At 71.0% G+C, this 25,554-nt stretch carries 25 protein-coding genes; 3 read left to right on the top strand and 22 right to left on the bottom strand.

Features of this window, described 5'->3' with window-relative positions:
* Window positions 1-993 carry a glycosyltransferase family 2 protein gene (locus HRF36_RS08950; protein ID WP_371740093.1) on the bottom strand — a complete coding sequence of 331 codons (993 nt, stop codon included), beginning with the start codon at window positions 991-993 and terminating at the stop codon, window positions 1-3.
* Window positions 994-1,069: 76 nt separating this feature from the next.
* Here HRF36_RS08950 and HRF36_RS08945 point away from each other — a divergent pair, with 76 nt between their 5' ends.
* Window positions 1,070-2,008, top strand: a complete 939-nt coding sequence (locus tag HRF36_RS08945) for a glycosyltransferase family 2 protein (protein WP_173209008.1) — start codon at window positions 1,070-1,072, stop codon at window positions 2,006-2,008.
* 57 nt (window positions 2,009-2,065) lie between these two features.
* Here HRF36_RS08945 and HRF36_RS16305 read toward each other — a convergent pair whose 3' ends face one another.
* From HRF36_RS16305 to glmS, 9 genes are all read right to left on the bottom strand, one after another.
* Window positions 2,066-3,073, bottom strand: a complete 1,008-nt coding sequence (locus HRF36_RS16305; protein WP_173209006.1) for a glycosyltransferase family 4 protein — start codon at window positions 3,071-3,073, stop codon at window positions 2,066-2,068.
* Window positions 3,070-4,590 (bottom strand): polysaccharide biosynthesis protein, encoded by a 1,521-nt coding sequence (locus HRF36_RS08935; protein WP_217271097.1) that lies wholly within the window; start codon window positions 4,588-4,590, stop codon window positions 3,070-3,072. The genes HRF36_RS16305 and HRF36_RS08935 overlap by 4 nt, the downstream gene beginning before the upstream one ends.
* On the bottom strand, window positions 4,587-5,702 hold the full coding sequence (locus tag HRF36_RS08930; protein ID WP_173209004.1) for a glycosyltransferase family 4 protein: 1,116 nt from the start codon (window positions 5,700-5,702) through the stop codon (window positions 4,587-4,589). The genes HRF36_RS08935 and HRF36_RS08930 overlap by 4 nt, the downstream gene beginning before the upstream one ends.
* Window positions 5,699-7,144, bottom strand: a complete 1,446-nt coding sequence (locus tag HRF36_RS08925; RefSeq protein WP_173209003.1) for a polysaccharide biosynthesis tyrosine autokinase — start codon at window positions 7,142-7,144, stop codon at window positions 5,699-5,701. Before HRF36_RS08925 ends, HRF36_RS08930 begins: the two co-directional genes overlap by 4 nt.
* Before the next feature lie 95 nt (window positions 7,145-7,239).
* Complete coding sequence (gene tsaE / locus HRF36_RS08920) at window positions 7,240-7,716, bottom strand: tRNA (adenosine(37)-N6)-threonylcarbamoyltransferase complex ATPase subunit type 1 TsaE (protein WP_173209995.1); 477 nt, start codon at window positions 7,714-7,716, stop codon at window positions 7,240-7,242.
* A 47-nt stretch (window positions 7,717-7,763) separates the two neighbouring features.
* On the bottom strand, window positions 7,764-8,900 hold the full coding sequence (gene alr, locus HRF36_RS08915) for an alanine racemase (protein ID WP_173209001.1): 1,137 nt from the start codon (window positions 8,898-8,900) through the stop codon (window positions 7,764-7,766).
* The gene (alr, locus tag HRF36_RS08910) at window positions 8,897-9,988 is read right to left on the bottom strand and encodes an alanine racemase (RefSeq protein WP_173208999.1); all 1,092 of its coding nucleotides are present in this window, start codon (window positions 9,986-9,988) and stop codon (window positions 8,897-8,899) included. The genes alr (HRF36_RS08915) and alr (HRF36_RS08910) overlap by 4 nt, the downstream gene beginning before the upstream one ends.
* Window positions 9,985-10,407: a holo-ACP synthase gene (locus tag HRF36_RS08905; RefSeq protein ID WP_173208997.1), complete on the bottom strand. Its 423-nt coding sequence runs from the start codon at window positions 10,405-10,407 to the stop codon at window positions 9,985-9,987. The genes alr (HRF36_RS08910) and HRF36_RS08905 overlap by 4 nt, the downstream gene beginning before the upstream one ends.
* A gap of 41 nt (window positions 10,408-10,448) precedes the next feature.
* Window positions 10,449-12,302: a glutamine--fructose-6-phosphate transaminase (isomerizing) gene (gene glmS, locus HRF36_RS08900; protein ID WP_173208995.1), complete on the bottom strand. Its 1,854-nt coding sequence runs from the start codon at window positions 12,300-12,302 to the stop codon at window positions 10,449-10,451.
* An 83-nt stretch (window positions 12,303-12,385) separates the two neighbouring features.
* Here glmS and coaA point away from each other — a divergent pair, with 83 nt between their 5' ends.
* Window positions 12,386-13,342: a type I pantothenate kinase gene (coaA, locus tag HRF36_RS08895; RefSeq protein ID WP_173208993.1), complete on the top strand. Its 957-nt coding sequence runs from the start codon at window positions 12,386-12,388 to the stop codon at window positions 13,340-13,342.
* A 79-nt stretch (window positions 13,343-13,421) separates the two neighbouring features.
* Here coaA and glmM read toward each other — a convergent pair whose 3' ends face one another.
* The 11 genes from glmM to infA form a co-directional block, all read right to left on the bottom strand.
* Window positions 13,422-14,783 carry a phosphoglucosamine mutase gene (gene glmM, locus HRF36_RS08890; protein WP_173208991.1) on the bottom strand — a complete coding sequence of 454 codons (1,362 nt, stop codon included), beginning with the start codon at window positions 14,781-14,783 and terminating at the stop codon, window positions 13,422-13,424.
* A 27-nt stretch (window positions 14,784-14,810) separates the two neighbouring features.
* Window positions 14,811-15,296: a 30S ribosomal protein S9 gene (gene rpsI / locus HRF36_RS08885; protein WP_082059799.1), complete on the bottom strand. Its 486-nt coding sequence runs from the start codon at window positions 15,294-15,296 to the stop codon at window positions 14,811-14,813.
* A 32-nt stretch (window positions 15,297-15,328) separates the two neighbouring features.
* The gene (rplM, locus tag HRF36_RS08880; protein ID WP_043593314.1) at window positions 15,329-15,775 is read right to left on the bottom strand and encodes a 50S ribosomal protein L13; all 447 of its coding nucleotides are present in this window, start codon (window positions 15,773-15,775) and stop codon (window positions 15,329-15,331) included.
* Window positions 15,776-15,968: 193 nt separating this feature from the next.
* The gene (locus HRF36_RS08875; RefSeq protein WP_371740092.1) at window positions 15,969-16,868 is read right to left on the bottom strand and encodes a tRNA pseudouridine(38-40) synthase TruA; all 900 of its coding nucleotides are present in this window, start codon (window positions 16,866-16,868) and stop codon (window positions 15,969-15,971) included.
* Between the two features lie 112 nt (window positions 16,869-16,980).
* Window positions 16,981-19,746, bottom strand: a complete 2,766-nt coding sequence (locus tag HRF36_RS08870; protein WP_217271096.1) for an ExeM/NucH family extracellular endonuclease — start codon at window positions 19,744-19,746, stop codon at window positions 16,981-16,983.
* 197 nt (window positions 19,747-19,943) lie between these two features.
* Window positions 19,944-20,510, bottom strand: a complete 567-nt coding sequence (gene rplQ / locus HRF36_RS08865) for a 50S ribosomal protein L17 (protein ID WP_173208989.1) — start codon at window positions 20,508-20,510, stop codon at window positions 19,944-19,946.
* A gap of 48 nt (window positions 20,511-20,558) precedes the next feature.
* Window positions 20,559-21,554 carry a DNA-directed RNA polymerase subunit alpha gene (locus tag HRF36_RS08860; protein WP_043593322.1) on the bottom strand — a complete coding sequence of 332 codons (996 nt, stop codon included), beginning with the start codon at window positions 21,552-21,554 and terminating at the stop codon, window positions 20,559-20,561.
* 190 nt (window positions 21,555-21,744) lie between these two features.
* Complete coding sequence (gene rpsK, locus HRF36_RS08855; protein ID WP_043593323.1) at window positions 21,745-22,143, bottom strand: 30S ribosomal protein S11; 399 nt, start codon at window positions 22,141-22,143, stop codon at window positions 21,745-21,747.
* Window positions 22,144-22,188: 45 nt separating this feature from the next.
* A complete protein-coding gene (rpsM, locus tag HRF36_RS08850; protein ID WP_043593325.1) occupies window positions 22,189-22,563 on the bottom strand; it encodes a 30S ribosomal protein S13 in 375 nt (124 codons plus the stop codon).
* Window positions 22,564-22,753: 190 nt separating this feature from the next.
* A complete protein-coding gene (rpmJ, locus tag HRF36_RS08845) occupies window positions 22,754-22,870 on the bottom strand; it encodes a 50S ribosomal protein L36 (RefSeq protein WP_043593327.1) in 117 nt (38 codons plus the stop codon).
* 68 nt (window positions 22,871-22,938) lie between these two features.
* Window positions 22,939-23,160 (bottom strand): translation initiation factor IF-1, encoded by a 222-nt coding sequence (infA, locus tag HRF36_RS08840; protein ID WP_043593329.1) that lies wholly within the window; start codon window positions 23,158-23,160, stop codon window positions 22,939-22,941.
* A gap of 299 nt (window positions 23,161-23,459) precedes the next feature.
* Between infA and HRF36_RS08835 the strand changes: the two genes are divergently transcribed.
* Window positions 23,460-24,656, top strand: coding sequence for an LCP family protein (locus HRF36_RS08835; protein WP_254281164.1), 1,197 nt, complete (start codon window positions 23,460-23,462; stop codon window positions 24,654-24,656).
* A 60-nt stretch (window positions 24,657-24,716) separates the two neighbouring features.
* Here HRF36_RS08835 and map read toward each other — a convergent pair whose 3' ends face one another.
* Window positions 24,717-25,550: a type I methionyl aminopeptidase gene (gene map / locus HRF36_RS08830; protein ID WP_173208985.1), complete on the bottom strand. Its 834-nt coding sequence runs from the start codon at window positions 25,548-25,550 to the stop codon at window positions 24,717-24,719.
* Window positions 25,551-25,554: the final 4 nt, after the last annotated feature.

Below are 25,554 nucleotides of genomic sequence, written 5' to 3'. Positions count from 1 at the left end.
TCAGCCGTCGACGCGGCCGTACTCGCGGTAGCCCGCGCCCCACGCGCCCGCCACCATGCCGGCGCCCCGGGCCATCGTCCGGATGCCGCGAGCGCGTTGCCCCAGCGATCGTCGACCGAGGGGGCGGGTCACCGTGCCGACCGCGTACCGGCCGAGCCCGCCGACGACGCGCACGGCACCCTTCGCCGACAGCCGGAGGCGCGTGAGCAGTCGCGAGGCCCCTCGCGCGGACAGCATCACCGAGGTGAGGCTCCAGCCGTTGCCGCTGCTGTAGGCGCGCTGCACGACCCATCGCCGGGTCACCCGCTTCGCGGGGACGACGTCCGTGACGATCGCCTCGGCGCACCACAGGATCGTGCCGCCGCCGGCGACCAGACTCCGGGTGAACAAGGTGTCCTCGCCGCCGAGCTGGCCGAGCGCCACGTCGAAGGCCAGACCCTGGCGACGGACCTCGCCCAGGTCGAGCAGCAGGTTGTTGGTGGCCGCGACGTCGACGGACGTGCCGGTCGCGAGTCGACGGCGCACGAAAAAGCGACCTTCGACGATGAACGGCTCGGGTTCGACCTCGTACTCGCTGCGCACGGGACCGACCACGGCTGCGGTGCCGGTCTCGGCCTGCAGGGCGACCAGCGACCGCAGCCAGTCCTCGGACGGCCGCTCGTCGTCGTCGATGAAGACCAGCAGGTCGCTGTCGCCGCTCTCGGCCAAGGCCCGGTTGCGGGCCGAGGCGATGCCCGGCGTCGCCTCGACGACGTAGTCCACGGTCACACCATCACGGGTGCCGGCCGCGGCGAGCGCCGCCGCCTCGACGCGCTCGCGTCCCGACCCACCCGCGTCGTTGTCGACCACGAGCACGCGCGCCTCGACGCCGAGCGCGCGCACGCCACGGGCCTGGTCCACGAGCAGCGGCAGCACCGCGTCGAGATCACGCGGCCGGCGGAAGGTCAGCACGGCGATCGTCAGGAGGCGCGGGGCGGTCGGGTCGGTCGTCACGGCCCCCAGCATGTCAGGTCGGTGACCGGCCTCGGGTCGTTCACCGCGCCTCCTCCGGGTGGACGGGGGACGAACCGTGGGTGAGTCGCTCGCCGGGCTGTCGGTGGTCGTCGTGAACTACGGCTCGACCGACCTGCTGCGGCAGAACCTCGCGCCCGTCTCACGGGTGACGGAAGGTCTCGTCGTGGTCGTCGTCGACAACTGGTCGGGGGCGACCGAGCGCGCCCGGGTGAGCGAGCTCGCCGCGGCCGAGGGCTGGCACCTCGTCGCGCCCGACGGCAACGAGGGCTTCGGCACCGGCGTGAACCTCGGGGTGGCGTGCGCCCGCGAGGCCGGTGCCCGTCACCACGTGCTGCTGAACCCGGACGCCGTCGCGGACGCGGGGGCCCTCGCCGCCCTGCACCGCGCCTCCTCGTCCGACCCGCTGACGATGAGCGCGCCGACCGTGCTGCGCCCCGACGGCAGCGTCTGGTCGGCGGGCAGCGACCTGTACCTCGACGACGGCCGCATCCGGTCGCGACGACGACGGCTGCCCGGCGTCCGCGTCGAGGAGTGGCTGAGCGGGGCCTGCCTCGTGCTGAGCGACGAGCTGTGGCAGCGCTGCGGCGGCTTCGACGACGACTACTTCCTCTACTGGGAGGACGTCGACCTGTCCCGCCGCGTCGTCGGTTCAGGAGGCGCGCTGCGGCTGCTCGAGGACGTCACCGTCGTCCACGCCGAGGGGGGCACGCAGACCGCCGGCGGGGCGGACCGGTCGGGGCAGGCGAAGTCGGCCGGGTACTACCGGTACAACATCCGCAACCGGCTGCTCTTCGCCGCGAAGCACCTCGACGACGACGACCTGCGCCGGTGGCGCGGGCTGACCCCTCGCATCGCCTGGGAGGTGCTGCTGCAGGGCGGTCGGCGGCAGTTCGTGCGATCGCCGGGCACGCTGCTCGTGGGGTTGCGGGCCGTGCTCGAGGGGCGTCGGATCGTCGCGGCCGAGTTGCGGCGCAGAGCCCGGACGGCCCGCTGAGCCCGACCGGGACGGTGACAGCACTGCACGGGGAGCATCCGATGTCCCCAGCCGGGCTCAGCCCGCGACGAACTCCGCCAGCGACGCCGCCAGGTGCCGCGTCGTCAGGCGTTCCTCGACGAGGGCCCGACCGGCCGCGCCGAACGCGCGTGCCTCGGCCTCGTCGCCGAGCAGCCGCAGCACGTGCCCCGCGAGCGCCGACGAGTCGCCCACCGGCGCGAGCAACCCGGTGCGCTCGTGCGCCACGTAGTCCTCGATGCCCGGGGTGTCCGTCATCACCACGGGCCGACCCGTGGCCATCGCCTCGAGGCTGACCGTCATGCCCGACGCGTGCAGGTTGTCCCGCGTCGCCACGGCCACGATCGAGGCCCGTGCGTACAGCTCGGCGAGTTCGCGGTGCGAGACGTGCGGCACCACGGTGACCCCCTCGGGCGGAGCCGCGTCGCTCGTCGTCTGCACGACCAGCTCGACGTCGGGCCGCTCGGCGTGCACGCGTTCCAGTGCCGCGAACAGGGTCGCCGGGTCGCGGTCGCGATCGCCGCCGATGCTCAGCACCATCGGCCGCTCGGGCCACGGGCGCGCCGCGAAGAACTCCTCGTCGACCCCGAAGGTGAAGAACCCGACCGGCGGGCCGTCCTCGCCGACGAAGCGTCGCAGCGGCTCGACCTGCCCGCGACTGATGACCCAGAGCCCGCTCATGCGTCGCAGCACGTCACGCATGCGCCCGACGTCCTGCCCGCGCGCGACCCGGTCGGTCACCCAGATCACGCCCGTGTACATGCGCTCGTGGGGCCGTGCCAACACCATCCGCCGCGCGACGTTCTCGTCCCAGGTCACCCCGACGTCGTCGGAGGGGACCCCGGACGAGGAGGCGCGGCGCGGCACCACCCGGTCGCGCAGCACCTGCAGGCGGCCGGGTTCGCCGACCGACGCGATCCGCGCCTCCGGGTCCGAGTCGCGCAGCGCCTCGAGGCCGTAGGGCCAGAGCCCGGGCCGCAGCCCGGCGCCGTGGTCGGCCGCCCAGCCGGGGACGTCACGTTCGCTCGCGAACAGGACCTCGATCACCGCGCCTCCCCCGGACCGTCACCCGGACGGTCGTCCGTGCCCTGCTCGGCCGCGGCCCGCTCGACGATGGCCTGGTCGGTCGCCGTCTCGTCGCCGCGCTGCTCGTCGACGTCGAGGCCCACGGTGCCGTCGTCGGTGTCGTGCCGCGTGCCGTCATCCGGCCCGCCGGCCGCCGCTTCGGCCCGCCGCCGGCCGAGGTCGCGCGACACGTACCAGAGGTTCGGCACGAGCTGGCAGAGAGCCACCGAGATCGCCGACCCCAGCACGGGCCCCGCGGCCCCGACCTGCCCGATGAACCACCAGGACAGCCCGAGGTTGAGGGGCACCATGAGCACGATCGGCAGCACCTGGAAGACCAGGCCGGTCTTGTCGGTCATGTACATGCCGACGGGGTACTTCGCGGCCTGCAGGCCGACGAACACGACGAACCCGACGAGCATCCAGCCGTCGAGCGTGATCGCCCCGCCCGAGACGAACCGTGCCAGGAACGGGCTGAGCACCGCGAGCGCCGTACCCAGCACCAGCCCGCCGAGCAGGAACCACAGGGTCGGCACGGTCGGCGATTCGACCCGTCCGGCCGAACGGGCCGCCGCGTAGACGGGCCAGAGCGCGATGCCCGCGGCGGCGACCGTCTGCAGCACGATGCCGAACAGCTGCGAGGCGAGGTTGTACTGCGCGAGTTCGTCCGGCCCGGCCAGGTGGCTGAGCAGCAGACGGCCGGTCTGCATCGCGACCGGCAAGGCGATCATCTGGACGAGCATCGGCCAGGCGAGCCCGAGTGCCGGCACCCCGCGGTAGCTGCGGACGCGCGGCACGAGCTTGACGGCCGAGCCGATCTGCGGCGACAGCGCCCGGGCCGCGACGATCAGGCAGATCACCGACACCAGGCTGTTGGCCACGTACGAGATGACGGCGAGGTAGCTGCCGACCGGCACGCTGAACATGACGGCCGAGCCGATCGCGAGCAGCATGAACGGCGCCACGACGGCCTGGCTGGCGACCTGCGTGCTGGTCTTCTTCAGCCCGACGAGGATGCGCTGGCCGACCGTCAGCGGGATCACGAGGCCGAACACCGCCAGGCAGAGGCCGGCCGCGAGCGAACCGCCGTCGGGTAGCAAGCCCTCGCCGAGCAGCACGGGCCACCAGCCGGCGAGCGTGATCAGCAACGCGACCGCGACCATGATTCCGCCCGATACGAGCAGCACCCGGAAGGCCGTGACGATCGACCGCTTGACGAAGTCGTCGGTCCTGACGGACGACGACCCCGCCACGGCGTTGATCACGATCGCCGCGATGCCGAGGTCGGCGAACGGCAGCAGGGTCGGGAAGGTCGAGAGCAGCCCGTACTGGGCGTAGGCGTCGGTCCCGAAGTTCTGGATGATCATGCGGCTCGTGATGATGCCGAGCACGCCCGACAGGCCCATCACGATGACCTTCGTCGCCGCGGTCGAGCCCACGGCGGCCATCGCGCCGCCCCGGCGGGGACGACCGGCCGAACCCGTCGTCGACCGGCTCACGAGGCACGCCCGAACAGTCGATCGTCGGCGGTGAGGCGTCCGTCCCGGTCGGGCAGGTCGGCCAGCACGTCGTCGGCGGTGCGCCCCGCGTCGAGGGCCTCGACGATCGCGTCGGCCAGTACCCGGGGCGACCGGGGGTCACCGGCGACCACGTGGCCGTGGGCGCCGAGCCAGTCGGCGAGGCCGGTCTCGGTCGTCGTCACGACGGTGCACCCGTGCGACAGCCCCTCGACGATCGGCAGTCCGACCTGTTCGCGCCAGGTCGGGCTCGGCTGGGACCAGAGCACGAGCGCGCGCGCCTCGTCGAGCACGGAGTGGATGCGCGGGCGCGGCGGGTCGACCTCGACGGTGACCGAGGGGTGCGCGACCGACAGGGCCCGCGCCTCCTGCTCGAGCGTTCCCTTGCCGAGCAGCGTCAGCGTCGCGTCGGGTCGTGCCGCGACGACGAGCGGCCAGGCCGCCGCCAGCACGCGCAGTCCCTTGCGCTCGACGAACGACCCGACGAACGCGACCGAGGGCGGGCGGGCCCCGCCACCCCGGGCGTCCGGGTGCCGGGTGGGCAGCGCGGGCACGGTGGTCGGGGTGGCGCGGGGCGAGGGGGCCCCGAGGAGGCGCGTGTACGTCTCACGAGCCGCGTCGGTCCCGAAGACCATCCGATCCAGTCGCCGCCACACCGCGCGCGCCAGCACGCGTTCGCCGCGTCGGCGCAGTCGCGTCCTCAGGCGCGGAGCCGTCGCCGCGTCGAAGGGGTCGGCGTTGCCGATCAGATAGCTCACGACGACCGTCCGGCGGCCGGTCAGTCGTCGGCGCACCGCCAGCGCGGCCAGCACCGAGGCGGTGGTCGGCAGGCTCGAGGTCATGAGCGGCTCGTTGACCTCGAGCGTCTCGACGCGTGACCGCGCGATCAGCCAGGCCGAGGCGAGCGGGCCGGCGGGCACGAGGTCGAGCCCCGCGGCCAGCGATTCGTCGAAGTCGTACCGGGTGACCCGGTAGACGATGCTGGCCGGTGCCAGCTCGTGCGCCCGCTCGAGGTGAGCCGTGCGGAGCGACTCGTAGAGACGGACCGCCGGGAGGCGCGGCGCGCGACTCCGAGACCGGCGGGTCGGGCTCACGAGGTGGCGTCGCTCGCGTGACCCGTGGTGCCGCGGGACCCGCTCGTCGCCTCGCGGGCGAAGGGGAAGGTCTGCTCGTGGGAGGACGTCGAGACGGGCACGAGCACCGACGGCGGCAGGTCGCGTGACGCCCGCTGCTTGCCGGCCGTGACGCCGTCGAAGACCACACCGATGACGCGGACCTTGACGTTCTCGAGGGCACGGACCGCCGACGCGAGCCGCGGACGGGTCGACCGGCCCGCCGTGGCGACGATGACGACGCCGTCGGTCAGACGGCCGATCTCGAGCGTGTCGGACGAGGTGAGCACCGCGGGCGCATCGACCACGACGACGTCGTAGCGTTCCCGGGCGGTCTCGAGCAGCAGTGCCATGGAGCGTGAGCTGAGCAGGGGGCTCGGGTTCGGCGGCACGTCACCGGCCGTCAGGATGTCGACGCCGTCGCGCCACGACGAGACGGCGGCGGCGAACTCGAGCTGACCGACGACGACGTCGGTCAGGCCGACCTCGTCCGACACGGCCGCGAGTTCGGCGAGACCACTGCCCCGCAGGTCGGCGTCCACCACGAGCACGTCGAGGCCCCGTTCGGCGAACGCCAGCGCGAGGTCGAGGGCCACTGCCGCACGGCCCTCGCGCTCGTCGGCCGCGACCGAGGAGACGGCGATGGTGCGGGTGACCCGGTCGACGTCCGCGAACTGCAGCTGGGCACGGATGCGACGGAAGTCGTCGGCCGCCGCGCCCTGGGGCTCGTCGGAGAGGGCGAGCACACCACGGTTGCGCCGGGTGACGCTGCCGAGCAGGGGCACGAGGTGCAGGTCCTCGACGTCGCGGGCGGTGCGGAGCCTGGTGTCGACCACCGATCGCAGCAGGGCCAGGGCGATGCCGAGGACTCCCCCGAGCGCGAGGCCGCTCAGGGCGATCAGCCGGCGGTTCGGGCTGATGGGCGACGTCGGAGGCGTCGCCTCGGCGATCGGCGCGACGCTCAGCGTCGAGTTGCCGGCGGTGTTCTCGGGCGACAGCGCTCGGGCCTGTCGACTCAACGAGATGGTCACCGCGTTCGCGACGTCGGCCGCCCGTTGCGCGTCGCCGTCCACCACCGCGACGTCGATGATGACGGTGTTCAGGGGGTTCTCGGCGGTGATCTGTCGCGCCAGCTGGGTGGGGGTCAGGTCGAGACCCATCTGCCCGATGACCGGTTCGAGCACGACGGACGAGGTCGCCAGGCGCGTGTAGCTCTGCACGAGGTTCTGCGTGTACGACGACCCCTGCAACAGCTCGTTGGGGTCGGAGCCCTCGGTCGCCGAGACGAAGACGCTGCTCGTCGCCCGGAACGAGTCGGGTTGTGTCTGGGCGTAGGCGTACCCGGCGGCCCCGCCGAGGAGGGCGAGGACGACGACGAGGGGCCAACTCTTCAGGAGAGCGCGCCAGTAGTGCTGAGGATCCAACGGACACTCCCGGGTTAAGTGGTGGAACCTCGCGAGCATACCTGGAGCAGAGCAGTCCTCACGACCCCCGGAGGGGGTGCGCCGCTCCGTGACGGTCAGGTGGCGGGCAGGGCGACATCGGCCCAGCGAGCGCCGTGTGCCGTGATCACCACCCGCCTCGGTTCCTCCGGCACGTCGTCCACGGTGCCGTCCTGGACGAAGTCGGCGTCGCGCCCGTCGACCCCACCGGTCGGTCGCTCGATGACGACGTCGAGCCAGGACTCGGCGACCCCGTCGAGCAGGCCCGCGCCCCACTCGACCACGACGATCGAGCCTTCGTAGTCGAGGTCGAGATCGTCGAGCTCGGCCTCGCCCGAGAGCCGGTAGGCGTCGACGTGCACGAGGGGCACCCCGGAGGCGGTGGGATGCGTCCTGGCGAGGACGAACGTCGGGCTCGCGACCTGGCCTCTCACCTCGAGCCCCTCGCCGAGCCCCCGCGTGAAGGTCGTCTTGCCGGCGCCGAGCGGCCCGCTCAGGACCAGGAGGTCGCCCGCGCGGAGCAGACCGGACACCCGACGCCCGAGCGACTCCATCTCGGCGGCGTCGGCGACGGTCAGGTCGACCGCACCGGACGCGGTGGTCACGGGCGGCCGCCCACGTACACGCGCGGCACCCGGGCTCCGATGCGGCAGGCGACCTCTTCGGGGATCGTGCCGGTGGCGTCGGCCCACTCCCCGATGGTCATCTCACCCTGGTCGCCCGGCCCGAAGAGCACGACCTCGTCACCGACCGCGACCGGGTCGTCGCCCATGTCGACCAGGAACTGGTCCATCGCGACCCGGCCCACGATCGGGCGGGGCGCGCCGTTCACCACCACGTGGACGGCCCCCTGCGCCCGGCGGCTGACTCCGTCCGCGTAGCCCAGGGGCACGAGGGCGAGCGTGGTGTCGGACGGAGCACGGAACGTGTAGTCGTACGAGACCCCGGTGCCCGCGGCGACACGTTTGACCTTCACCACGGAGGCGCTCAGCGTCAGCACCTGCCGCAGCCCCCGGTCGGCGGCCGTCACCCCCTCGGTCACGGGGATGCCCAGGCCGTTCGACCCCATGCGCACCATGTCGAAGCGCCGTTCGGGGTGCTCGAGCGCGGCCGAGCTCGACGACATGTGCCGCTTCTCGACCGTGGCGCCGAGCGCCTCGGCGTCGGCCACGGCCTTCTCGAACACCCGGGCCGCGGCCTGGTCGTCGGCCTCGCTCGTCTCGCTGACGTGCGAGAAGATCCCGCGCAGACGGATCACGCCCTCGTCACGCAAGGCGACGGCACGGGTGACGAATGCCGGCCAGTCCGAGGGCAGGCAGCCCTCGCGGTGCAGCCCGGTGTCGATGGTCAGATGGACCAGGGCGACTCCGTCCCGGGCCCGCGCGACGGAGGCCACGGCTTCGAGCTGCTCGAACGTGGACACACCCAGGTCGACCTGCAGGTCGACGGCGGCCTCGAGGTCGTCGGACGGGCTGAGCTGCCAGGCGAAGAACGAGGCCTCGCCGCCGATGCCCAGCCGTCGCAGTCGGAGGGCCGGTGCGAGCTCGACCGTGCCGAACCAGCGGATGCCCGCCGCGACGGCCTCGGGCACGAGCACGTCGGCCCCGTGCGAATAGGCGTCGGCCTTGACGATGGCCAGGATCTCGACCGGGTCGAGACGGGCGATCAACGACTCGAGGTTCGCCCGGTAGGCGGCCAGGTCGACCGTGGCCCGGCGCAGGGACGCGGCGGCGCTCATGCCAGGTACCTCCGCGTGAGGCCGGCCGCCAGGCAGGCGACTACCTCGTAGGTGATGCCGCCGATGGCCTCGGCCCAGTCGGCGGCGGACTGCCGACCCAGCGCCGGGTCACCGAACAGCACGACCTCGTCCCCGATCTCGACCGGGTCGTCGCCCACGTCGATGACGAGTGCGTTCATCGCGATGCGCCCGCGGACCCGATAGGTGCGCTGACCGATCGTGACGGAGGCCCGCTCGCTCGCGGCACGGTCGATGCCGTCGGCGTACCCGACCGGCACGATCGCGATCGAGGTGTCGCGCTCGGGGCGGAACAGGTAGCCGTACGACACGCCCTCGCCCGCCGGGATGCGCTTGACGGTGGTCACCGGGGCCGTGAGGGTCATGGCCGGTCGCAGGCCGAGCTCGGCCGACGTGCGGCCGGCGTAGGGGCTGAGGCCGTACGCCGCGAGTCCGAAGCGCACCATGGTCGCCCTCGACCCGACGTAGTCCAGCGCGGCCGCCGAGGCGGCGACGTGTTGCAGCGGCGGTCGGACGCCGAGCCCGTCGAGCATCTCGCACGCCCGAGCGAAGCGGGCCATCTGCAGGCCGTCGTCCTCGGACGAGGCGTTCGACACATGGGTCATCAGGCCCTCGACCGGCACGACGGCGGCGTGGCCGGCCGCGCGCTCGAACAGCTCGGGCCACTCGGACTCGACCGCACCGTTGCGGCTCAGACCCGTGTCGATCGCCAGGTGCACGGCGCGGACGCCGGCCGACACGGCGGCCTCGAGTTGCTCGACGCTCGACACGGCCGGGGTGATGTCGAGCGCGGCAGCCTCGACGAAGTCCTCGTCAGGGGCGTGCAACCAGGCGAGGAGGGGCGCCTCGACACCGCCGCGTCGCAGCGCCACGGCCTCGGTCAGGTCGGCCACGCCGAGCCAGTCGACGCCGGCCTCGACGAAGGCCCGGGCGCACTCGACGGCACCGTGGCCGTAGGCGTTCGCCTTGACCACGGCCATGACGGCCGCCGGCGCCACGGCGGCCCGCAGCACCCCGACGTTGTGTCGCAGCGCCGCCGTGTCGACGGTGATGGTGACGTCGTGGGTCATCGGACCGCCCCTTCGTTCTCTGGTTCGTCGTGGCGGGAGGGGCCTAGGTCTTGACCCTCGGCGACCACGTAGGCGACGGCCACCCCGCCGTCGTGGCTGAGGGACAGGTGGAGGCGCGAGACGCCCCGCGAGTCCGCCAGCGCCCGCGCTCCCCCGCTCAGCACGAGCGACGGGGCTCCTTGGTCGTCGGAGACGACCAGGACGTCGTGCCAGCGCACCCCGGTGGACCCGCCCAGGGACTTGATCAGCGCCTCCTTCGCGGCGAACCGCGCCGCCAAGGAGTGGTGCCCGCGAGGACCTCCGTCGCGCAACACGAGTTCGTCGGGACGGAACAAGCGGGTGGCGAGCGCCGGGGTCCGCTCGAGCGACCGGCCGAAGCGCTCGAGGTCGACGACGTCCACGCCGATGCCCACGATCACGTCCTCACCCGCCCGATGCCCTGCCCCGGCTGCACGACGCGCTACTCGACGGTGACCGACTTGGCCAGGTTGCGCGGCTGGTCGACGTCGAGGCCCTTGGCGGCCGCGAGCTCCATGCCGAAGACGTGCAGCGGCACGACGGACAACAGCGGCTCGAACAGAGGAGCCGCGAGGGGGATGTGCAGAACCTCGTCGGCGAAGGGGAGCACGGCGGCGTCGCCCTCTTCGGCGATCGCGATGACCCGGGCGCCGCGAGCACGGATCTCTTGGATGTTCGAGACGACCTTGGGGTGCAACGACCGCGGGTCGCGGGGGCTCGGCACGATGACGAAGACGATCTGGCCGGGCTCGATCAGGGCGATGGGGCCGTGCTTGAGCTCGCCGGCCGCGAAGCCCTCGGCGTGGATGTAGGCGAGTTCTTTCAGCTTGAGCGCCCCTTCGAGGGCGATCGGGTAGCCCACGTGACGACCGAGGAAGAGCACCGACCGGGTGTCGGCCATCCACCCGGCGAGCGTCTTGATGCGCTCGGACGACTCGAGCACCTGCTCGATCTTGCCCGGGATCTCGTGCAGGTCGGCGACCTGCTCGGCGATGGCCTCGGTGCTGAGCGTGCCCCGCAGGGTCGCCAGGTGCAGTCCCAGCAGGAAGAGCGCCGTGCCCTGGGCGACGAAGGCCTTGGTCGACGCGACGGCCACCTCGGGACCGGCGTGCGTGTAGAGCACGGCGTCGGACTCGCGCGGGATCGTCGAACCCTGCGTGTTGCAGATCGAGAGCACCTGGGCGCCCTGCTCTCGGGCGTACTTGACGGCCATCAGGGTGTCCATCGTCTCGCCCGACTGGCTGATCGACACCACGAGGGTCTTCTCGTCGAGGACCGGGTCGCGGTAGCGGAACTCGTGGGCCAACTCGACCTCGACGGGGATGCGGGCCCACTGCTCGATGGCGTACTTGCCCAGGATGCCGGCGTACGCCGCGGTGCCGCAGGCGATGACGATGACCCGGTCGACCGTCAGGAGGCGCTCGCGCACGCCGTCGAGCTCGGTCAGCGTCACCGCGCCCTCGGTCGTGATGCGGCCGAGCAGCGTCTTCGCGACGGCCTCGGGCTCTTCGCTGATCTCTTTCGCCATGAAGCTGGACCAGCCGCCCTTCTCGGCGGCCGAGGCGTCCCAGTCGACCTCGAACTCGGTCGTCTCGACGGGCGCACCGGCGAAGTCCACGACCTCGACCGAGTCGGGGCGGATGGTCACGAGCTGGTCCTGTCCGATCGACATCGCGCGACGGGTGTGCGCCACGAAGGCCGCCACGTCGCTGCCGAGGAAGTTCTCGCCGTCGCCCAGGCCGATGACCAGGGGCGAGTTGCGGCGGGCGCCGACGACGACGCCCGGCTGGTCCGCGTGGACGACGAGCAGCGTGAAGGCGCCGTCGAGGGTGTTGACGACCGCCCGCAGGGCCTCGGCCAGGTCGCCGGACGCGCGGTAGGCCCGGGCCACCAGGTGCGCGGCGACCTCGGAGTCGGTCTCGCTGAGGAACTCGACGCCCTCGGCGAGCAGCTCGGCCTTGAGCTCGGAGAAGTTCTCGATGATGCCGTTGTGGATGAGCGCCAACTTGCCGTCGTCGGCCAGGTGGGGGTGTGCGTTCTCGTCGGTGGGGCCGCCGTGGGTCGCCCAGCGGGTGTGGCCGATGCCGGTCGTGCCGTCGGTCAGCGGCGTCGCCTCGAGGTCGTCGACGAGCATCTGCAGCTTGCCGGCCTTCTTGCGGGTTCCGAGGTGACCCTCGGCGTCGATCACCGCGACGCCCGCCGAGTCGTACCCGCGGTACTCGAGACGCTTGAGGCCGCCCAGCAGCACCTCGATGCTCTTGTCACCCGATCCGACGTATCCCACGATTCCACACATGAGGTCGATCCTAGAGGCTCCCGTCCGAGAGCCCGGCGGGCCGTGCCGACGCACGCCGACGACGGACCGGTAGCCTCGTGCGCATGGCCGAAGCCAACCCGACGACCGCACCCTCCGCCGTGCACGCGAGCCCCTTCGTCGAGATCGGGCGTGACGCCTGGGCCGACCTCGCCCCCACGACGCGCCTGCCGCTGACCGAGACCGAGATCGTCCAGCTGCGGGGTCTCGGCGACCGGCTCGACATGCGCGAGGTACAGGACGTCTACGTCCCGCTGAGCCGCCTGCTCAACCTGTACGCCGCCGGCGCACGCAACCTGCACCGGGCGACGAGCGACTTCCTCGGCGAACGGGCCCAGCGCACACCGTTCGTGATCGGCGTCGCGGGGTCGGTGGCCGTCGGCAAGTCCACCGTCGCGCGCCTCCTCCGCGAACTGCTCAGCCGCTGGGACGACACCCCGCGCGTCGAGTTGGTGACCACCGACGGGTTCCTCTACCCGAACGCCGAGCTCGAACGCCGCGGCATCATGAGCCGCAAGGGGTTCCCCGAGTCGTACGACCGACGCCACCTGCTGCGCTTCGTCTCGCAGGTCAAGAGCGGCGCCGAAGAGGTGCGCGCACCCTTCTACTCCCACACGAGCTACGACATCATGCCGAGCGCCGAGGTCGTGGTCCGTCGCCCCGACATCCTCATCGTCGAGGGCCTGAACGTGCTGCAACCCGCCGTGGCCGGTCGCCTCGCCCTCAGCGACCTCTTCGACTTCACGGTCTACGTCGACGCCCGGACGGGCGACATCGAGAACTGGTTCGTCGACCGGTTCCTCGCCCTGCAGAAGGGCGCCTTCACTCAGGAGCGCTCGTTCTTCCATCGCTTCGCGGACATGAGCGAGCCCGAAGCCCGGTCCTTCGCCTCGGGCATCTGGAAGTCGGTCAACGAGCCCAACCTGATCGAGAACGTCCTGCCGACCCGCTCACGGGCGACGCTCGTCTTGCGCAAGGCCGCGGACCACAAGGTCAGTTCGGTGTTGCTCCGCAAGATCTGACGCGCGTCGACGACGCCGTGCCCCGGTCAGGAGGCGCGAGGGACGTCTCCGCGACGTCGCGCCCCGTCCGCCGAGAGGCTCAGAGGGCCAGGCGCTCGCGGACGACGTCGGCGAGGGCGTGGGCCACAAGGTCGGCGGTGACCTGGTCGGCGGCTTCGACCATGACGCGGACGACGGGTTCGGTGCCGGAGGGGCGCAAGAGCACCCGGCCGGTGTCGCCGAGCTCTGCCTCGAACCGGCGGACGGCCTCGGCCACGCCCTCGTCGGACGCGGCTCGCGAGCGATCGACGTCGCGCACGTTGATCATGATCTGAGGGAAGACCGTCATGACCGAGGCGAGCTCGGCCAGGCTTTTGCCCGTCGCGGCCATCCGGGCGACGAGCGAGAGACCGGTGAGGATGCCGTCGCCGGTGGTGGCGTAGTCGGCGAAGACGATGTGGCCGGACTGTTCGCCGCCCAGGGTGAAGCCGTGCTCGTTCATGTCTTCGAGGACGTAGCGGTCGCCGACCTTGGTCTGGCGCACCGTGATGCCGTGTTCGGCCATGGCGCGGATCAGGCCGAGGTTGCTCATCACCGTGGCGACGAGCGTGTCGTCGACCAGGGCACCGCGTTCTTTCTGGGCCACGGCGATGATCGCCATGATCTGGTCACCGTCGACCACGGCACCGGTGGCGTCGACGGCGAGGCACCGATCGGCGTCGCCGTCGTGGGCGATACCGATGTCGGCGCCGTGTTCGAGCACGGCCTTCGCGAGGTTGTCGAGGTGGGTCGAGCCCACGCCGTCGTTGATGTTGACACCGTCGGGATCGGCACCGATCAGCGTGACGGTGGCCCCGGCGTCGGTGAACACCTCGGGCGACACGGCCGAGGCGGCGCCGTGGGCGCAGTCGAGCACGACGTGGATGCCGTCGAGCCGGTTCGGCAGGGCACCGAGCAGGTGCAGGACGTAGCGGTCCTCGGCGTCGGCGAAGCGACGGATGCGTCCGACGTCGCCACCGATCGGCATGAGCTGCGGGTCGGCCATCGCGGCCTCGATGCGGTCTTCGACCTCGTCGGGCAGCTTGGTGCCACCGAAGGCGAAGAACTTGATGCCGTTGTCGGGCGCCGGGTTGTGCGACGCGCTGATCATCACGCCGAAGTCGGCGCCGATGTCGTCGACCAGGAAGGCCGCCGCGGGGGTCGGGATGACCCCGGCGTCGAGCACGTCCACGCCCGAGCTGGCGAGCCCGGCACAGACGGCCGCGGTGAGGAACTCACCGGAGATACGGGGGTCGCGCGCGACGACGGCGACGGGTCGCCGCCCCTCGGCACGACGGGCATCGGCGTGATGCCCTTTCGTGAGCACCACCGCGCTCGCCTGGGAGAGCCCCAGGGCGAGCGCGGCGGTCAATTCACGGTTGGCGAGGCCTCTGACACCGTCGGTACCGAACAAACGCGACATCGCGAGACCTGCCTTGTGTGGTGCTGGTTAGCGCTTCGAGAACTGCGAGGCCTTGCGGGCCTTCTTGAGACCGGCCTTCTTGCGCTCGATGACGCGGGCGTCACGGGTGAGGAAGCCGGCCTTCTTGAGCGTGGCGCGGTTGTTCTCACGGTCGATCTCGTTCAGCGCACGGGCGATGGCGAGACGGAGGGCACCGGCCTGGCCCGAGGGGCCGCCACCGGTGACCTTGACGGCCACGTCGTACGAACCGAGCAGGTCGAGGACCTTGAACGGGTCGTTGATCAGCTGCTGGTGCAGCTTGTTGGGGAAGTAGTCCTCGAGGGTGCGACCGTTCACGACGATCGTGCCGGAGCCGGGCGTGAGGCGCGCGCGAGCGATGGCCTCTTTGCGGCGACCGACGGCGGAACCGCCGACGCTCAGCACGGGGCGGGGCGTCGCGGCGGCCTCGGGGGCCGAGCTCTCGGTGGTGAAGCTCTCGGGAGCCTGGTCGATGGAATCTGCGATCTGAGCCACTGTGTGGGGGTCCTTAAGTCTGAAGGCGGACGCTACTGGGCGACCTGGTCGAGGGTGTAAACCGTGGGCTGCTGAGCAGCGTGGGGGTGCTCGGCACCCGCGTACACCTTCAGCTTCTTGATCTGGGCACGGCCCAGCGAGTTCTTCGGCAGCATGCCACGAATGGCCTTCTCGACCGCACGGGTGGGGTGCTTCTCGACCATCTCGGAGTACGTGGTGGCCGTGATGCCGCCCGGGTAACCCGAGTGACGGTAGTAGAGCTTCTCGGCCAGCTTGGAGCCGGTCAGGGCCACCTTGTCGGCGTTGATGACGATGACGAAGTCGCCCATGTCCATGTGGGGGGCGAAGGTCGGCTTGTGCTTGCCGCGCAGCAGGGCTGCCACGTGGCTCGCGAGGCGGCCGAGCACGACGTCGTTGGCGTCGATGATCAGCCAGTTCGGCTGAACGTCAGCCGGCTTGGGGGAGAAAGTGCGCGTCACAGTAGTGCTGCTTTCTGGTCGAGGTGAGAGGTTCGTGAATCCCGCTCCGTTGCCGTTGTCACCGCAGAGGCGATGAGAACGAGTCAGGTGGAGGGCTCAACTTCGGGCGAAAGCGCGCAGTTGCGCAGACACCAAGAGTTCACGTTACCCGACGCGGACCAGGCGGTCAACCGCCGCCCGCCCTGCCCGGGCGTCACTCCCCCAGCTGATCGTGCGACCGCTTCACCTGCGTCAGGGCCACCCGAGCGGCCATCTCGTCGTCGGGCGGATAGCCGACCTCGACCATGGTCAGCCCGTGGGCGGGCACGACGCGGAACTCCCCGTTGCGCTGGGCCTCGCGCCGCACGCCCACCGCTCGATGCGCCTCCATCGCTCCCTCGCCGACGGCGACGCAGGCGCCGACCAGGTTACGCACGAGGTTGTGGCAGAACGCGTCGGCCTGCACCGAGGCGACGAGCACACCGTCGGCCTCGCGCCTCCACGAGAACTCCTGCAGCTCGCGGATGGTGGTCGCGTAGTCGCGGTGCCGACAGTAGGCGGCCCAGTCGTGGAGGCCCAGCAGGCCCGTCGCCGTGGCGTTCATCAGATCGAGGTCGAGGCGCTGGTCGTACCAGAGGGTGTGGCTGCGCCTCGTCGGGTCGCGCTCGGTCCCCCGGTCGGCGATGCGGTACTCGTACCGGCGCCAGAGCGCACCGAACCGCGCGTGGAATCCGGGAGGCGCGACTCGCGCACCCGAGATCACGATCTCGTCGGTCGCGCCCGCCAGCCCGTTCAAGCGCCGGGCCAGCACGGTCGGGGCATCGAGCGGCGACCGGTCGCGCAGACCGCGGTGGGGCTTCTGCAGCTGGGCGATCTGGGCGTCGGTGAGGTCGAGGTGCACCACCTGCCCGCGCGCGTGCACCCCGGCGTCGGTGCGGCCCGCCACGGTCACCGTCGGTACGTCGCCGAGCCGGCGGAAGAGGGTCTGCAGCGCGGTCTCGATCTCGCCCTGGACCGTGCGCCGGCCGGGCTGTTCGCTCCAGCCCGAGAAGCCGGTGCCGTCGTAGGCCACCCCGAGACGGAGGCGCGTCAGGGCCGGGGCGTCGATCGTCACCCGACGATCCTACGGGGCCGACACCGCGCCTCCTCGGCCCGACGGGTCGCCGGACGACGACGGCGGTCGCGACACGGGCACCCGTGTCGCGACCGCCGTCAGGTGATGCCGCTCAGCCCGCCGAGGAGGCGCGGTGCCGGACCACGAGGACCGTGCCACCCATCGCCATCAGCACCAGCGCGAGTGCGAGCCACCCGGCCAGTGGAGCGGAGCCCGTGAAGGCGAGCGAACCGTCCGCCGTCGGCGCCGTCGTGCCCGGGGTGACCGCGCCGGAGCCGGCACCCGGCGTGGTGGGGTCGGCACCGTCACCGGGCGTCGCACCCGGGTCGGTGACCGGCGGCACCGGGTCGACGGGAGCGGCGAGCAACGACACACCGACGACGACCGGGTCGTGGTCGCTCGAGCGGAACTGGTCGGGCTGGTAGAGCTGCTCCACGTTGTAGTTGAAGCGGCTGTACTCGAGCCCGACGCCCTCGCCCGAGTTGATGTTCCAGATGTCCACACCCGTCACGGCCTGCGCCGCCGCAGGCGAGGCCAGCACGTGGTCGAGCGAACCGCTGAGGCCGCTGAACACGTAGCTGTACTCCTCGGTCTCGGTCGAGCCGAGGTCGACGTAGCCCGCGGTGCGCAGTACCTCGATCGGGTCCTCTCGCGAGTAGGCGTTGAAGTCTCCGAGCAGGAAGACCTTGTCGGTGTCCGCCGCGGCCTCCCGCTCGGCCGCGAAGGCGACCAGAGCGTTCGCCTGGTTGACGCGCGACCCGTTCGAGCCGCCCTGGCCGTCACCCTGGTCGGCGTCGGGGCCCGAGCCGCTGCCCTTCGACTTGAAGTGGTTGGCGATGGCGACGAACGTCGAGTCGAGGTCGCCGCCGACGGGACGGAACGCCTGCGACAGGGGCTGACGGGCATTGCTGAAGGCGGCGGAGCCGGTCAGGATCGTCGATCCACCGACGGGTTCGACCACGGCTTTCTTGTAGATGAAGGCGAGACGGATGACGTCCTCGTTGGCGGGCAGCGCCTCCGGCGAGCGGGCGTAGTCCCAGACCTCGCTGCCGGCCGAGGCGTTGAGCGCGCCGACCAGGGTCGCCAGCGCGGAGTCGCGGTCCTCGCCGAAGCGTGCGGAGTTCTCGATCTCCTCGAGCGACACGACGTCGGCACCCAGCGCCGTGATCGCGGTGACGATCTTGACCTGCTGGCGCGCGAGATTCTCGGCGTTCGCGGCACCGCGGGCGTCGCAACCGCCGTCGACGGTCACGGGCGCACCGGCCCGGTCGGTGTAGAACGTGCAGCCAGGCAGCTGGTCGCCCGTGGTGGTGAAGTAGTTCAACACGTTGAAGCTGGCGAGCGTCACGTCGCCTCCCACCTCGCGGGGGGCATCGGTGCGGATGTCCTCGAACGTGACCGGCAGGTCGCCGTACGCGGTGTCCCCGGTGAGGCGGGCGGTCGGCTGGTACTTCCAGGCCGAGTTGCGGAAGTCGAACACGACCGGATCGGTGAAGGCGACCGAGGCGCCCACGGTGACGGGGTCCTCGTTCGAGAGGTAGGGCACCGGGATCGACTGATTGGCCGCCGTGAAGAAGTTCGTCGTGGCGCCGTCATCGAGGGTCACGGCACGGGCCGCGTTGTCGGCGACCACCGCCGCGTAGTCGGACGAGCCCGGGCGGGCGACCTCGGTGGGCTGGATCAGCGGGCGGTCACCCGAGGCGAGCTTGACCTCGCCGTACTGGTTCGTCGTGTACGTGTCCGCCACCGTGAACTCGCCCTGGGGCAGCACGAGCATGCTCTCGAGCGTCTCGCGTCGGGCGTCCGTGGCGGGCAGGCCCACGCTCGCCGCTCGCGGGGCGGCGACGGTGGAAGCGTCGAGCTGCCTGAGCGACAAGGCACCGGGGACGGTGATCTGCGTCAGGCCGAAGTACTCCGTGACCGTTCCGTCCACCTCGACGTAGTCGCCGACGGCGACCGAGGAGGCGGTGCTCGCGGAGTACACGAACAGCGCGTCCGACGCGACGTGCGTCGCGAGGTCGAGCGCGCCTCCTGTGTCCGGGGTCTGGATGACGTATCCGTCGAGGCCACCCGTGGGGTAGGTCGCGGTGACGACACCACGCGTGGTGACCGTCCGGCCGACCAGCGGGCTCGCGTCGGTCTCGCCTTGGATCTGGGCGATGGTGACGTCGGCTTCGGGGACCGGGTCGGGCTCGGGCTGGGGTTCGGGGGCCGGCTCGCTGCCCGTGCCGCCGGAGTTCTGCGGGGTGACCGTGGTCTGGGTCGAGAAGTCGGCCGAGTTGACGTCGGTGTCGAGGCCTGCCGCGCGGGCGAGCGAATTGGGCACGGCGTTGGCGCCGGTGACCGGCGCGACGGTCGTCTCGAAGGTGTTCGAGGCGCCGTAACCCAGCACGTCGACCACACCCGCCGTCCCCGCGGCGACCGGACCTGGCGTGAGGGTCAGGGGCTCGGCCTGGTCCGAGAGCAGGACCGTCCCGGTCGTCCCACTGGGGTTGAGCGATGCCGTCGCGTCGGGGGTCGGCAGTTCGGCACCCGTCGCGCCGTTGCCGGGGATCGCGACGAGGAAGTACCCCTCGGCCGGAACGGTGCCCGCGAGGGCCGCGGCCGCGAACGCACCGGCGCCGGCCTCCGACCGGTACTGCAGCGACCATCCGGCGAGCGAGACGGGCGAGGAGGTCGGGTTGTACAGCTCGACGAACTTGCGGTTGAAGGGAGCGTTCCGGCTGCCGCCCTTCAGGTAGGCCTCGCTGATGACCACGGCCGATCCGTCGGGCGCGGCGACCGCGGGGGCCGAGGTCGCGAGCGGAGCGAGCCCCAGGACCAGGGCGGCGCCGGCGGTGAGGGCGAGGGCTTTGAGCGGGCGGGGGCGTGGCGTCATGACGTCCTTCGTGATCGGGTCGGGCTCCGGTCACCCTAGGAGGCACAGGTGCACCACAGGTGTCGCAGAACAATCGCCAAGGTAAACGACCCTCGCCCGAGGGGCCAGTCCTCTCTTGTGCGGACCGGCCCCCCTCACCGCACGACGGAGGGCCCGTCACCTCACGGTGACGGGCCCTTCGGGTGGTGCTGGGGAGACTACTTGGCTGCTTCGTCGTCCGACTTGGCGGCGGCGTCGGACTCGACCTCGTCGGCGGCAGCCGTCTCGGTCTCGGTCTCGACGGGAGCGGACTCCTCGACCGTCTCGGTCTCGTCGACGGGAGCCTCGGTGGACTCGTCCTCGACGGGCTCGGTGACCGGGGCCGCCGAGGCGGTGGTCTTCGAGTTCTTGACCTTGGGGGTCACGGGCTCGAGCACGAGCTCGATCGACACCATCGAGGCGTTGTCACCCTTGCGGAAGCCGAGCTTGGTGATGCGGGTGTATCCACCGTCACGGTTCTCGACCAGAGGGGCAATCTCGGTGAAGAGGATGTGCGCGGCCTCTTTGTTGTTGCGCAGGGTCTGCATGGCTCGACGACGCGAGTGCAGGTCGCCACGCTTCGCGAAGGTCACGAGACGCTCGGCGACGGGACGCAGGCGCTTGGCCTTGGTCTCGGTCGTCTTGATCGTCTTGTGCTCGAAGAGCGAGGCGGCCAGGTTGGCCAGCATGAGGCGCTCGTGCGCCGGGCCGCCTCCGAGGCGGGGTCCCTTGGTGGGCTTGGGCATTGTCTGTTCCTAAGTGAGTCGAGAGTGGAGGGCGTCGGGCGGAGAGACCTAGTTGGTGGTCTCTTCTTCGTCGTAACCGCTGTAGAAGTGGGCTCCGTCGAACCCGGGGACCGTGTCTTTCAGCGAGAGGCCGAGCTCGACGAGCTTGTCCTTCACCTCGTCGACCGACTTCTGACCGAAGTTGCGGATGTTCATGAGCTGGGTCTCGGAGAGGGCGACCAGCTCGGACACCGTGTTGATGCCTTCGCGCTTCAGGCAGTTGTAGCTGCGGACCGACAGGTCGAGGTCTTCGATCGGCGTCTGCAGCTCGCTCGACAGGACGGCGTCGACGGGTGCGGGACCGATCTCGATGCCCTCGGCGGCGGTGTTGAGCTCGCGGGCCAGACCGAACAGCTCGGTCAGCGTGCGACCGGCCGACGCGATGGCGTCACGCGGCGAGATCGACGGCTTCGACTCGACGTCGACGACGAGGCGGTCGAAGTCGGTGCGCTCACCGGCACGCGTCGCCTCGACGCGGTAGGTGACCTTGAGCACGGGCGAGTAGATCGAGTCGATCGGGATCTGACCGGCTTCGCTGAACTCGCTGCGGTTCTGGACGGCCGAGACGTAACCGCGGCCACGCTCGATCGTGAGCTCGAGCTCGAACTTCGCCTTGTCGTTCAGGGTGGCGATGACGAGCTCGGGGTTGTGGATCTCGACACCGGCCGGGGCCGAGATGTCGGCGGCCGTGACCTGGCCGGCACCCTGCTTGCGCAGGTAGGCCGTGATGGGCTCGTCGTGCTCGCTGGCCACGACCAGCTGCTTGATGTTGAGGATGACCTCGGTGACGTCTTCTTTCACGCCGGGGACGGTCGTGAACTCGTGCAGCACGCCGTCGATGCGGATGCTGGTGACAGCAGCGCCGGGGATCGACGAGAGAAGCGTGCGGCGCAGCGAGTTGCCGAGGGTGTAACCGAAGCCGGGCTCGAGCGGCTCGATCACGAAGCGGGAGCGGAACTCCGAGATGTTCTCCTCGGTGAGGGTGGGGCGCTGTGCAATGAGCACTGTGGATTCCTTTCGGCGAAGAGTCCGCTATATGACTCTTGGCGGTACGACAGGTGGCTGGCCCGTCGGGTCTGTTGAGTTGTGGGCGCCTCGGGCGAACACGCGGGAGGCGGTGCTGACGCGGGGGAGCCCGCCGCACCCGTGAGCCCCGGCGAGGGACTGGCGCCGGGTGCGGCGGGCGGTAACTCAGTTAGACGCGACGACGCTTCGGCGGGCGGCAGCCGTTGTGCGCCTGGGGGGTGACGTCGTTGATCGAACCGACCTCGAGGCCTGCGGCCTGGAGCGAACGGATCGCCGTCTCGCGACCCGAACCCGGGCCCTTGACGAAGACGTCAACCTTCTTGACGCCGTGCTCCTGCGCCTGACGAGCAGCGGACTCGGCGGCGAGCTGCGCGGCGAAGGGGGTCGACTTGCGCGAACCCTTGAAGCCGACGGCGCCGGACGAGGCCCAGCTCAGGACGGCGCCCGAGGGGTCGGTGATCGAGACGATCGTGTTGTTGAACGTGCTCTTGATGTGGGCCTGGCCCACGGCGACGTTCTTCTTCTCTTTGCGGCGGGGCTTACGCGCGGCCGTCTTCGGTGCTGCCAATTTTTTCTCCTACAACCTTGAGGGGCGTACGGCGGGAGCCGAGGCCTATCGAGCCTTCTTCTTGCCGGCGACGGTGCGCTTCGGGCCCTTGCGGGTACGAGCGTTCGTCTTGGTGCGCTGGCCGCGGACGGGGAGGCCACGGCGGTGGCGGATGCCCTCGTAGCTGCCGATCTCGACCTTGCGGCGGATGTCGGCGGCCACCTCGCGGCGGAGGTCGCCCTCGACCTTGTAGTTGCCCTCGATGTAGTCGCGGAGCAGGACGAGCTGGTCGTCCGTGAGGTCCTTGACGCGGATGTTGCCGTCGATCTCGGTCTCGGCGAGAGTCTTGAGCGCGCTGGTGCGGCCGACTCCGTAGATGTAGGTCAGTGCGACTTCGACGCGCTTGTCGCGCGGGATGTCAACGCCTGCTAGACGTGCCATGATGGCCTCTTTTCAGAGATGGTGGAGGTCTGTCACAGCACCGGTGCCCGGGCCTCCGACCCGGGGTGTCCCCCGCCTCCGTCCACCCTGACGAGTGGTCGTGACGAGTTCTGGTGCTGCTGGGAGGGTGTTGCTGGGTGACCCGGCTCGGCCGGGTCGGCATCGGCACGCCGCGAGAGCGGCGGACGAGTCAGCCCTGGCGCTGTTTGTGGCGCGGGTTGCTCTTGCAGATGACCATGACGTTGCCCTTGCGGCGGATGACCTTGCAGTGCTCGCAGATGGGCTTGACGCTGGGGTTGACCTTCATTGCTGATTCCTTGATCTCGCTGGCTTCGTGCCCCACGGGTGCGTGGGGCCGTTCCTTTCCAGCACGCCCTACTTGTAGCGGTAGACGATCCGGCCGCGGGTCAGGTCGTAGGGGCTGAGCTCCACGATCACACGGTCTTCGGGGAGGATGCGGATGTAGTGCTGCCGCATCTTGCCGGAGATGTGCGCGAGGACCCTGTGTCCGTTGGTCAGCTCAACGCGGAACATCGCGTTGGGCAGAGCTTCGATCACTGCGCCTTCGATTTCGATGACACCGTCTTTTTTGGCCATAGCCTCACTGTCGCTAAGAATAGGGGTGTTGGTCGTGCGGGGATGCGGTGCCCAGGCGCGCAGAAACGCACATGGAACACCAAAGATCGATCCTAGGTGATCCCGGTAGAGTTCAGCAACCCGGCGGGTCAACCCGACACGCCGGGGCGCCGCTCGACCCGAGCCGCCCACCTCAGCCGCCGCCCACGGAGCACGAACCACGACCGACCGGGAGCACCATGCCTGAACGCCCGTCCACCCCCTCGTCGCCCCAGGGGGTCGCCCGCCACGGTCGTCTCCGACGGCGAGGCCCCGTCCGCATGCTCCTGGCCCTCGTGGCCGGAGCCATGGCCGTCGTGCTCGTGAGCGGGGTGTCCGTCGCGGCCATCGCCGTGCGCACCGCGACCTCCGGGGTGCAGACGATCTCGCTCGGCAACGAGGACGACGTCCAGGGCGTCGACATCTCGGCCATCGAGGGCGGCGCCAACATCCTGCTGGTGGGCAGCGACGAACGTGACGACGGCAGCCAGGTGGACGCCGGCGAGGTGGACGGCATCCGCAACGACGTGACGATCCTCGCCCACCTCTCGGCGGATCACACCCAGCTGACGGCCGTGAGCTTCCCGCGGGACCTCATGATCGACGTGCCCGAGTGCGTCGGGGGCGACGGCCAGGTCTACCCCGCCGAGGACTACGTGCAGTTCAACACGACCATCGGACGTGGTGGGCTCTCGTGCACCGTCAAGACGGTCGAGGGCATGACCGGCCTGGCGATCCCCTACGCCGGCAAGATCACCTTCGACGGCGTCATCGAGATGTCGAACGCGATCGGCGGGGTCGACGTCTGCGTCACGCGGACGATCCGCGACACCGACTCGGGCATCGACCTCGGCGCGGGCACCCACTCCCTGCAGGGCGCCGAAGCTCTGGCCTTCTTGAGGACCCGTCACGGGGTGGGCGACGGCAGCGACATCGCGCGCATCAGCTCACAGCAGGTGTTCCTCTCGTCGATGATGCGCAAGATCATCTCGGGCGGCACGCTCGGCGACGTGACGACGCTCTACAAGCTCGCCTCCGCGGCACTGAGCAACATGACGTTGTCGTCGACCCTCAGCTCCCCGGACACCCTCGTCCGCCTGGCGCTCGCCCTGAAGGACATCCAGCCCGCCGGGATCGTCTTCGTCCAGTACCCGGTCGTCGACGACCCTCGCAACTCGAACCGAGTCGTCGAGTCGTCGACCGACGCCGCGGCCTTGAACGCGGCGCTCAACGCCGACCAGAAGTTCGCCCTCGGCGACGACAGCGCCGGGCGGGGCTCCGTCTCGGACGGCACCGCCCCGGTCGAGAGCACGACCCCCGCAGCACCGAGCGAGACGACGGCGCCGACCGACTCGACGTCCGGGTCGGCGGCCCCGGTGGACCCGGCCGCGACCACCCCGCCGACCACCACTCTGCCCCCCACGATCACCGGGCAGTCGGCCGCCGAGGCCACCTGCAGCGTCGGCTCCTCCCGATAGAGGGCACCGCGCCTCCTCGGGTCCGGTCGGTCCCGAGGGGGCGCACCCAGGAGGCGCGGGTCAGGGAACGGGGACGGGAGTCACACCCAGCGGCGCCAGGCCCGCTGCACCACCGTCGTGTGCCGTGAGCACCCAGATGCCGTCGGCGTGCACCGCGACCGAGTGCTCCCAGTGCGCGGCGAGGGACCCGTCTCGGGTGCTGACCGTCCAGCCGTCGTCGTGGGTGACCGTGTCGATGCCACCGGTGGTGACCATGGGCTCGATCGCGATGACGAGACCAGGCCGCACGGCGGGTCCGCGTCCACGGACGCGGTAGTTGAAGACGGGCGGGTCCTCGTGCATCGATCGCCCGATGCCGTGGCCGGTGTAGTCCTCGATGATGCCGTAGTCACCCTGCGCGTCGATGTAGTCCTCGATGGCGCCGCCGACCTCGTTCAGGTGAGACGCCGTCGAGAGCGCGGCGATCCCGTGCCAGAGCGACTGCTCGGTGACCTCGTTCAGACGTCGCCTCTCGGCCACCAGGTCGGGACGGTCGACGTCGTCGAGGACGAAGGTCCGAGCGCTGTCGCCGTTCCATCCGTCGAGTTGCGCCCCGCTGTCGATCGAGACGAGATCGCCCGGCGTCAGAAGACGGGAGCCCGGGATGCCGTGGACGACCTCGTCGTCGACCGACGCGCACACCGTGTGGCGGTAGCCGGGCACCAGCATGAAGTTGGGCTCTCCCCCGCCATCGCGGATGGTGGCCTCGGCCACGGCATCGAGCTCGAGCGTGGACAGGCCGGGCCGGACGAGGGCCTGCACCGCATCGAGCGACGCGGCCGTCAGGAGGCCCGGTGCCACCAGACGGCGGAGCTCGTCGGGTGTCTTGTAGATGCCGGAGCGTCGGAACGCCACGGGA

Source organism: Frigoribacterium sp. VKM Ac-2836 (assembly GCF_013248995.1).
In the GTDB taxonomy this organism is placed as follows: Bacteria; Actinomycetota; Actinomycetes; order Actinomycetales; family Microbacteriaceae; genus Frigoribacterium.
The sequence above is the reverse complement of the archived record's forward strand: the minus strand, read 5'-3'. Positions and strand labels throughout refer to the sequence as shown.

What these genes read in the sequence shown, in the direction of transcription:
- tsaE (WP_173209995.1), bottom strand. Translation starts at nt 7,716, where the DNA reads ATGGAGTCGCTCGGGCGTCGGGTGTCCGGTCTGCTCCGCGCGGGCGAC.
- alr (WP_173209001.1), bottom strand. Translation starts at nt 8,900, where the DNA reads ATGAGCGCCGCCGCGTCCCTGCGCCGGGCCACGGTCGACCTGGCCGCC.
- alr (WP_173208999.1), bottom strand. Translation starts at nt 9,988, where the DNA reads ATGACCCACGACGTCACCATCACCGTCGACACGGCGGCGCTGCGACAC.
- glmS (WP_173208995.1), bottom strand. Translation starts at nt 12,302, where the DNA reads ATGTGTGGAATCGTGGGATACGTCGGATCGGGTGACAAGAGCATCGAG.
- coaA (WP_173208993.1), top strand. Translation starts at nt 12,386, where the DNA reads ATGGCCGAAGCCAACCCGACGACCGCACCCTCCGCCGTGCACGCGAGC.
- glmM (WP_173208991.1), bottom strand. Translation starts at nt 14,783, where the DNA reads ATGTCGCGTTTGTTCGGTACCGACGGTGTCAGAGGCCTCGCCAACCGT.
- HRF36_RS08870 (WP_217271096.1), bottom strand. Translation starts at nt 19,746, where the DNA reads ATGACGCCACGCCCCCGCCCGCTCAAAGCCCTCGCCCTCACCGCCGGC.
- rplQ (WP_173208989.1), bottom strand. Translation starts at nt 20,510, where the DNA reads ATGCCCAAGCCCACCAAGGGACCCCGCCTCGGAGGCGGCCCGGCGCAC.
- rpsM (WP_043593325.1), bottom strand. Translation starts at nt 22,563, where the DNA reads ATGGCACGTCTAGCAGGCGTTGACATCCCGCGCGACAAGCGCGTCGAA.
- rpmJ (WP_043593327.1), bottom strand. Translation starts at nt 22,870, where the DNA reads ATGAAGGTCAACCCCAGCGTCAAGCCCATCTGCGAGCACTGCAAGGTC.
- infA (WP_043593329.1), bottom strand. Translation starts at nt 23,160, where the DNA reads ATGGCCAAAAAAGACGGTGTCATCGAAATCGAAGGCGCAGTGATCGAA.
- HRF36_RS08835 (WP_254281164.1), top strand. Translation starts at nt 23,460, where the DNA reads ATGCTCCTGGCCCTCGTGGCCGGAGCCATGGCCGTCGTGCTCGTGAGC.